Origin of the sequence: Streptomyces sp. NPDC032940, assembly GCF_040636935.1 — a bacterium.
Lineage (GTDB): Bacteria > Actinomycetota > Actinomycetes > Streptomycetales > Streptomycetaceae > Streptomyces.
This window is the reverse complement of record NZ_JBEZVJ010000082.1, coordinates 1-1,847: the sequence shown is the minus strand read 5'-3', so window position 1 is coordinate 1,847 and position 1,847 is coordinate 1. Positions and strand designations below refer to the sequence as shown.

Below are 1,847 nucleotides of genomic sequence, written 5' to 3'. Positions count from 1 at the left end.
AACACAGTGGACGCGAGCAACTGAGGACAAGCCCTCGGCCTATTAGTACCGGTCACCTCCACACCTCACGGTGCTTCCAGATCCGGCCTATCAACCCAGTCGTCTACTGGGAGCCTTACCCCATCAAGTGGGTGGGAGTCCTCATCTCGAAGCAGGCTTCCCGCTTAGATGCTTTCAGCGGTTATCCCTCCCGAACGTAGCCAACCAGCCATGCCCTTGGCAGGACAACTGGCACACCAGAGGTTCGTCCGTCCCGGTCCTCTCGTACTAGGGACAGCCCTTCTCAAGACTCCTACGCGCACAGCGGATAGGGACCGAACTGTCTCACGACGTTCTAAACCCAGCTCGCGTACCGCTTTAATGGGCGAACAGCCCAACCCTTGGGACCGACTCCAGCCCCAGGATGCGACGAGCCGACATCGAGGTGCCAAACCATCCCGTCGATATGGACTCTTGGGGAAGATCAGCCTGTTATCCCCGGGGTACCTTTTATCCGTTGAGCGACGGCGCTTCCACAAGCCACCGCCGGATCACTAGTCCCGACTTTCGTCCCTGCTCGACCCGTCGGTCTCACAGTCAAGCTCCCTTGTGCACTTACACTCAACACCTGATTGCCAACCAGGCTGAGGGAACCTTTGGGCGCCTCCGTTACTCTTTAGGAGGCAACCGCCCCAGTTAAACTACCCATCAGACACTGTCCCTGATCCGGATCACGGACCCAGGTTAGACATCCAGCACGACCAGACTGGTATTTCAACGACGACTCCCCCTGAACTGGCGTCCAGAGTTCACAGTCTCCCAGCTATCCTACACAAGCCGAACCGAACACCAATATCAAACTGTAGTAAAGGTCCCGGGGTCTTTCCGTCCTGCTGCGCGAAACGAGCATCTTTACTCGTAGTGCAATTTCACCGGGCCTATGGTTGAGACAGTCGAGAAGTCGTTACGCCATTCGTGCAGGTCGGAACTTACCCGACAAGGAATTTCGCTACCTTAGGATGGTTATAGTTACCACCGCCGTTTACTGGCGCTTAAGTTCTCAGCTTCGCCCAGACGAATCTGAGCTAACCGGTCCCCTTAACGTTCCAGCACCGGGCAGGCGTCAGTCCGTATACATCGCCTTACGGCTTCGCACGGACCTGTGTTTTTAGTAAACAGTCGCTTCTCGCTGGTCTCTGCGGCCACCCCCAGCTCAGGAGGAAAACTCCGTCACCAGGTGTGGCCCCCCTTCTCCCGAAGTTACGGGGGCATTTTGCCGAGTTCCTTAACCATAGTTCACCCGAACGCCTCGGTATTCTCTACCTGACCACCTGAGTCGGTTTAGGGTACGGGCCGCCATGAAACTCGCTAGAGGCTTTTCTCGACAGCATAGGATCATCCACTTCACCACAATCGGCTCGGCATCAGGTCTCAGCCACATGTGCGACGGATTTGCCTATCGCACGGCCTACACCCTTACCCCGGGACAACCACCGCCCGGGATGGACTACCTTCCTGCGTCACCCCATCACTCACCTACTAACCGCTTGGTTCAGCGGCTCCACCACTCCCCTCAACTCCGAAGAGATCAGGGCGGCTTCACGGCCTTAGCATCACGATGCTCGATGTTTGACGCTTCACAGCGGGTACCGGAATATCAACCGGTTATCCATCGACTACGCCTGTCGGCCTCGCCTTAGGTCCCGACTTACCCTGGGCAGATCAGCTTGACCCAGGAACCCTTAGTCAATCGGCGCAAACGTTTCTCACGTTTGTATCGCTACTCATGCCTGCATTCTCACTCGTCAACCGTCCACAACTACCTTCCGGTGCTGCTTCACCCGGCAGACGACGCTCCCCTACCCATC

The 1,847-nt window shown here is 56.9% G+C and carries 1 rRNA gene; it reads right to left on the bottom strand.

Features of this window, described 5'->3' with window-relative positions:
- Window positions 1–22: 22 nt before the first annotated feature.
- Window positions 23–1,847 (bottom strand): 23S ribosomal RNA (locus AB0E77_RS34155); the annotation flags it as partial.